Source organism: Halothiobacillus sp., from assembly GCF_028710545.1.
In the GTDB taxonomy this organism is placed as follows: domain Bacteria; phylum Pseudomonadota; class Gammaproteobacteria; order Halothiobacillales; family Halothiobacillaceae; genus Halothiobacillus.
This window is the reverse complement of record NZ_JAQTTX010000087.1, coordinates 1-5841: the sequence shown is the minus strand read 5'-3', so window position 1 is coordinate 5841 and position 5841 is coordinate 1. Positions and strand designations below refer to the sequence as shown.

Here is a 5841-nt window from a genome sequence, read left to right as displayed (position 1 = left end):
TAGCCATCAGCATGGACGGACGCGGGCGGGCGCTGGACAACATCTTCGTTGAACGGTTATGGCGCAGCGTCAAATACGAAGACGTGTACTTGAAGGACTACCGCAACGCGATGGAACTGATACTGGGTCTGACGGAATACTTCGTGTTTTACAACGACGAACGCCCACACCAGTCATTGGGCAATCGCACACCGGCAACGGTGTACGCGACAGCCAGCGGTGGCGGCGCAAGGATAGTGGACAAATTTGGCAAGAATGGGGCAACGCCATGCAGTTGCGAGACAGACGGACAAACCAGCTTAAATTAGACCGATTTCTGTCTTGACGGATGGGTCCACTGTACCCTGATGCGACCCGATTAAAACCCACAATGGGAAAAGATTGGAATGATCAACTTAAAGCCACTAAAATCATGCAGCAAAATCCAGACGTGAGAAAACAAGTCGAACAAGAAATTAATAATCGACGCCAAAAATCGGTATCGCGTTAATGCGTGATACCAATGTATCAAAGGGGTGATGGGGAAACTCATCATCCCATTAATCTAAAGTATTTATCAGGGAATTATCTATGAATAAAAACGCAGTGATGACTGGATTGCTCTTGGCGGTTTTATTCCCAATAGCAAATGCTGGTTTTTTTGGCCATATCGCCGAACATGCCGCAGGCTATGCAGCGGGCGCGATCGTGGCGCACGAGGGAGAAAAAGCAATAGATGGCTATCAGCGCCAGCATGAGCAAAATCAGTCAATAGGGCAGGGTGGTGGAGCCAACGCCGGTGGCCTACAGGCCGACGGTCGATACGCCGCCGTATCACCCGAATCTCAGGCCATGCCAAATCCCAAATTAACGCCCGGCGCCATCAACTCGGCTGTAACCCAACAAAATCTCGATGAAATGATTTGTCGCCGTGGTGGCTACACCAAATCGATTCGCCCCGAAGAGGCGTACACCGAAAAACTCAAGCGCGCACAAATCAGAGAATATGGCTACAGCGATACCCGTCTCTATGACTACGAGGAAGACCACCTCATCAGTTTGGAGTTGGGCGGTTCGCTGGATTCCCCGAAGAATCTGTGGCCAGAGCCGCATCATGTGATGGGTGGTTGGGGCAGTTATGCCAAAGACAAATTAGAGAACAAGCTGCATGCCTTGGTGTGTCATGGGGAAATGCCCCTGGCGCAAGCCCAGCATGAAATCGCAACCGACTGGATCAGCTCATACAAGGCGCATATCGGCGCGGTGCCTAATGATGAGCGCAGTCATCATTAAGTGACTGTGCACGCTCCTGAGAGCGAGGGAGTCAAATATGAGTTAGCTCAGATTGAATGGCTTTTTGCCGAACCCGCCACATATCGTGATCAAGTTGCATCCCCGCCCACAACTCAGCGCGACCGCCTTGCTCCACCCCCAGCCAGCGCTCGATCCGCAAAGCCATTTCTGGGGATATGGCCGCATGCCCATTAAGCACGCGTGACAAGGCGGCACGAGTGACCCCTAACTGCTGTGCGGCTTGGGTTATGGTGATTCCCAATCCGAGTAAAACATCTTCCCTTAAAATTTCACCAGGGTGCAGTGGGTTGTACATATCGATAGTTGAACAGAATGGCTACTTGGGAATAATCACTTTAGGCGAAAGATTCATCCGCTTGGCACGTCGAGCAAACTTTCGGTCATCAAATGATGCCATGCTCTGGCAGTCTCGGTAACTTGCTAAATGCAGGGCATCAGCGAAATCCAAACCACCTGCTGCGTGAGACAGAGCCTGTGCCACAGTATTTCGATCTTCAATTTCGACTTGAGGCAAAGATAGCAAATGTTGCATGACGACCAGAATTTCGGCGATGGGAAAGCCGTAATATCCACGCATGACCCACTCAAGTTCAAGAAGCACCGATTTGCTCACCTTCAGTGATGCACCAGAATCAATCAAGCGCTTTGCGGCTTCGCGTTGATTCTCAGCTTCGGCATCGGCTTCGTCTTGAATGAAATAACGCGCTAAAACATTGGTATCAAGGCCGATCATGGCGCCATCAAACTGGCTGGATCAAAATCTACCGGAACAGCTGGGCGCTTGGATTTAAGCATACCAAACCCACTAATGGGCGTAGGTTGCGGCGTATGAATAACCCTCATTTCCACATGATCTTCGACAAAGACAAACTCAACTTTGCTCCCCTGTCGTATGCCCATTTGCTTTCTAAGGGATTGAGGGATAGTTACTTGCCCTTTACTTGTCACGGTTGTTGTATCCATTATCTTTTCTCATCAAAGTATTACCGTGTAAGAATTTTATCATCAGGTTAATAAAAATCAACTCAACCGCCCAACCTGAGCCCCGAGCCTGCTGTAGCGTTTGAAATCGCCTGCGCGTTGTGCTGCCACCATTTCGGCGGTCAGGCGCTCAATTTCTGCTCGCACCGATTCAGATGGTGCGGGTCTTCGAGTGGGCAATCGGCTTTGGAAATCGTTTTTACGGCGTTCACGCGCCTCAGCCAACTGGATGCCTGCCTCGGGGATAAATTCACCGCTGAGCACGCAATCCACGAGCTTTCGCACATACCCCGATGGGGTTTTCACTCGCCCCAGTCGCGCCGCCAATTCATCAACAACTGCTTGCCTTTGATCGGCAGGGCAGCGCTGCAAGTGGTGGAAGATCGAGGTTTTATCACGATCCCGTAACCCGTCGGGAAAGATCAGTTTTTCTTCCCAAGAAGCCGGTTTGATCGTTTGGGCAGCCGTATGGCTCGATTGCCTCGGCGTTGCGATTGTCTGGGGTGACTGGGTGGCATGCTGTTCGCTGAGTTCATCGGAATCACCACCACCGACCACCGAATCAGCCATCGAAGCATCTTGGCGATTTTCGGGAGGAGGGGTAGCAACCGTGTCTCAAGTCAAGCCATTTTCGGGTTCCAAGGGGTGTTGTTTTTCAACATGGAATTCATGATGGTCAAAAGCTTTCTCATACAAGCGACGATGACGACTTTAGGCGGTTTGCCAGCCTGTTTCAGGCGCTCGGCAAAGGCCTTGATGACGGCGTTGCAACGCATCGCGGAGACCGTCGCCATGTACAACACAGCTCGCACATCCGCTCGACCGCCCCAGACAAAACGCCTCCCGCGATGCTTGCCGCTGTCGTTGGCCAGCGGCGCAACACCCGTCAGCGCCGCAATTTCGCGGCGGTTCAGCGTGCCAAGCTCGGGGCACTTGGCCAGCATGGTGGTCGTGGTCACCGCCCCCACGCCCGGAATGCTACGCAACAGATCGTCCTTGGCTCGCCAGGCATCCGATTCGCGCAACCGTTTGGTCAAGTCGTCATCCAATTCGGCAATCCGCTTATCCAGCCAGGCGATATGCTGATTCAAGCTTTTTTGCAGCGGTTTCGAGGCCGCGGTGCCGAGCCGCAGCGTCTCTTGAACGCGCATGTCGATGAGCTGACGGCGCCGGCTCACCATGTCACTCAAGGCACGGGTGTCCTCGTCCTTGAGTGGCCGAACTTGTGGCCGAACTGCTTTGGCAAAGGCCGCCAAGACCGCCGCATCCACCTGATCGGTCTTGGCCAAGCGTCCGGTGGCCTTGGCAAAGTCCCGAGCCTGGCGCGGGTTGATGACCGCAACCGGCAATCCTTTGCTGGCCAATTCCGTCGCGATACGAACTTCCAAGCCGCCGGTGGCTTCGATCACGATCAAGGTCGGACTGACCTCGTTCAGGCGCTCGACGATTTGGCGGATCCCCGCCTCATCGTAAGCCACATGCAGGCTCTGTATGGCTGGCTCGATACATACGTCCAACGTGGCTTTGGACACGTCGATGCCGACAAACTTCTCCACGATCATTTCATTCATGGCACCCATCCTTGCAAAAATGCGGGCTTATCGGCCCAGGCAACCGTTCGGGTTGACAATGAAAAACCGGCACGACGCTCCTTGCTCTCCCACGGGCTTGGAGTCCCAAGGGGTAGACGAGCTGCCTTGCCGGGCCAGACAAAATCGACTAACAATTTACCCGCCTTGTCCGGCAAAATGAAACATACAAGGGGTTGGGGTGGGGGTGGAGATGCTGACACAAGCCTTTGTTTTTACTGACACCCCTCTCCCCAACCCTCTCCCGCAAGGGGAGAGGGAGGTGAAACCAAGGCTTGCGAAAGTCCTAGGGTCTTCTAGAAGATAAGTCGACAAAATAAGAAAATGCTATAAATAGGGCCGGGCTTGGGGCAGGAACACAACGCCTGTCTGATGCCGGGTTGCCGCAAATACGTCCTTGATATGGCGGCGATTCGGCAGACCTCCCGCGGTGCATGCGAGGTCGACTGAGGTTTTCGTCCCGGTTGATCGGAACGCTGTTATTCTGACAGGAATGAGTTAAGTGAAGGCTTGCTTTCGACAGTTGGGTGTTTGGCCAGATTCTGGTCGGTTTATTCCCGCATCAGCGGGGCAACAGGAGTTCTTGAGATGAAAAAAATCGTTGTATTCGGCGTGATGGCCGCCATGACTGTTCTGGCGGGCTGTGCACAAAATCCCTATCAAGGGCAATACGGCAACACGGCAGGTGGCGCAACGATCGGCGCCGGTGTCGGTGCATTGGCCGGTAACCTCATTGCAGGCAGTGGCAACAAGACGGGCGGTACGCTGATCGGTGCTGCGGTAGGAGCCGGTGTCGGTGGTCTGATCGGCAACCAGATGGATAAACAGGCGGCGCAGTTGCAGCAGCAAATGGCCAATACCGGTGTTGAGGTTCAGCGTCAGGGTGACGGCATCCATTTGCAGGCGCCCGAGGCAATCACCTTCAATACCAATAGCGCGACGCTCAAACCGCAGTTCATGCCCGTTTTGCAACAGTTGGCGCAAAGCGTCAACCAGTATCCCGGCACGATCGTGCGGGTAGAAGGCAATACCGACTCGACCGGTTCGGCCACATACAACCAGCAACTTTCGCTCAATCGCGCGCAAAGCGTGGCCAGCGCGCTGTCACAGTATGGCGTGCCCTATAACCGCATTCAGGCGGTCGGTTACGGCATGACGCGGCCAATCGCTTCCAACGCAACAGCGGCAGGCCGGGCGCAAAATCGCCGGGTCGATATTCTGATCGTCCCTGCCCAGTAAAATTTTTGCTCTGTGGCAGGTTGGTGGGGTTGCATAAACGCCACCACGATTGCTTAAGACGGGAATCAAACGCACCGTAAAGAACCGCTGAATTAATCAGCGGTTCTTTTTTATGCAGCTCTGCATGAACCGACGGATTTCCAACCCGAAGCTCATGTGCCATGCGAACTACTCGCTCTCGAAAGCCCGGGGAGTATTTCTTCGTTTTTATGGCTTCACACGCTTAAGAGTTGAAGCATCCTCATGCCCGGGGGATTCATATTGGCAACTACCGTTTATTCGACACGAGAGCGCCAGTGCTCGGGTCGGCGATGTTAGTGAGCGACAGCAATGATGACAATCTCACTCGCTGTTGGTTCGTAGATGAGGCCATATTGGGAAGCGGCGCAACTGACATCTTCGGATGTGGCCACCTAACGGTGACCAGGCATCAGGAAACCCTCGAATACGTTGGATGGCAAGCCAAGCTTCATTCCGGAACTCGCTTCCCTAGCCAGCACGCTCATTGTTGGGCACCTCGAAAAACCCCATCCATTCCCCACAGCATCCGGTAAAATTCGATTCATCTGACCACCATCTCTTTTGCTTCCAATGAAACGACGCAGCGCCATCAAGACCGACCTATTTGCCGACCAGCATCACAAGCAGACCATTGACAAGCTGGGCGACCCACTCAGCGAGATCGCGTCCTGCATTGACTTTGCGGCCTTAGCTGCAGAAGTTGACCGCATTGCGCCCC

General features: G+C 53.8%; 8 protein-coding genes and 1 pseudogene. 4 read left to right on the top strand and 5 right to left on the bottom strand.

The features are described 5' to 3' along the window. Together PHD44_RS12165 and PHD44_RS12160 are read left to right on the top strand one after the other, a co-directional pair. The coding region (locus tag PHD44_RS12165; protein WP_300192097.1) for an integrase core domain-containing protein at window positions 1-308 on the top strand (308 nt) is incomplete at its 5' end. A 262-nt stretch (window positions 309-570) separates the two neighbouring features. Continuing rightward, window positions 571-1272 carry a hypothetical protein gene (locus PHD44_RS12160; RefSeq protein ID WP_300192095.1) on the top strand — a complete coding sequence of 234 codons (702 nt, stop codon included), beginning with the start codon at window positions 571-573 and terminating at the stop codon, window positions 1270-1272. Window positions 1273-1303: 31 nt separating this feature from the next. On the opposite strand, the gene PHD44_RS12155 is transcribed toward PHD44_RS12160, so the two are convergent. The 5 genes from PHD44_RS12155 to PHD44_RS12135 are packed head-to-tail and all read right to left on the bottom strand — an operon-like array spanning window position 1304 to window position 3836. Next, window positions 1304-1594, bottom strand: a complete 291-nt coding sequence (locus PHD44_RS12155; protein WP_300192101.1) for a HigA family addiction module antitoxin — start codon at window positions 1592-1594, stop codon at window positions 1304-1306. Window positions 1595-1609: 15 nt separating this feature from the next. Further along, entirely contained in the window at window positions 1610-2026 is a 417-nt protein-coding gene (locus PHD44_RS12150) for a type II toxin-antitoxin system VapC family toxin (protein ID WP_300192093.1), read from the bottom strand. Continuing rightward, window positions 2023-2256, bottom strand: a complete 234-nt coding sequence (locus PHD44_RS12145; protein ID WP_300192091.1) for an AbrB/MazE/SpoVT family DNA-binding domain-containing protein — start codon at window positions 2254-2256, stop codon at window positions 2023-2025. The genes PHD44_RS12150 and PHD44_RS12145 overlap by 4 nt, the downstream gene beginning before the upstream one ends. A 57-nt stretch (window positions 2257-2313) precedes the next feature. Next, complete coding sequence (locus PHD44_RS12140) at window positions 2314-2844, bottom strand: hypothetical protein (RefSeq protein WP_300192089.1); 531 nt, start codon at window positions 2842-2844, stop codon at window positions 2314-2316. 50 nt (window positions 2845-2894) lie between these two features. Further along, window positions 2895-3836: an IS110 family transposase gene (locus PHD44_RS12135; RefSeq protein WP_300192099.1), complete on the bottom strand. Its 942-nt coding sequence runs from the start codon at window positions 3834-3836 to the stop codon at window positions 2895-2897. Between the two features lie 615 nt (window positions 3837-4451). On the opposite strand from PHD44_RS12135, the gene PHD44_RS12130 reads away from it, so the two are divergent. Together PHD44_RS12130 and PHD44_RS12125 are read left to right on the top strand one after the other, a co-directional pair. Then, window positions 4452-5102: an OmpA family protein gene (locus PHD44_RS12130; RefSeq protein ID WP_300192087.1), complete on the top strand. Its 651-nt coding sequence runs from the start codon at window positions 4452-4454 to the stop codon at window positions 5100-5102. A 591-nt stretch (window positions 5103-5693) separates the two neighbouring features. Further along, window positions 5694-5841: pseudogene (locus PHD44_RS12125) on the top strand (IS5/IS1182 family transposase); the annotation flags it as partial.

Excerpts from the sequence above, each read along its gene's own strand:
- PHD44_RS12160 (WP_300192095.1), top strand. The coding sequence starts at position 571 with ATGAATAAAAACGCAGTGATGACTGGATTGCTCTTGGCGGTTTTATTC.
- PHD44_RS12150 (WP_300192093.1), bottom strand. The coding sequence starts at position 2,026 with ATGATCGGCCTTGATACCAATGTTTTAGCGCGTTATTTCATTCAAGAC.
- PHD44_RS12145 (WP_300192091.1), bottom strand. The coding sequence starts at position 2,256 with ATGGATACAACAACCGTGACAAGTAAAGGGCAAGTAACTATCCCTCAA.
- PHD44_RS12140 (WP_300192089.1), bottom strand. The coding sequence starts at position 2,844 with ATGGCTGATTCGGTGGTCGGTGGTGGTGATTCCGATGAACTCAGCGAA.
- PHD44_RS12135 (WP_300192099.1), bottom strand. The coding sequence starts at position 3,836 with ATGATCGTGGAGAAGTTTGTCGGCATCGACGTGTCCAAAGCCACGTTG.
- PHD44_RS12130 (WP_300192087.1), top strand. The coding sequence starts at position 4,452 with ATGAAAAAAATCGTTGTATTCGGCGTGATGGCCGCCATGACTGTTCTG.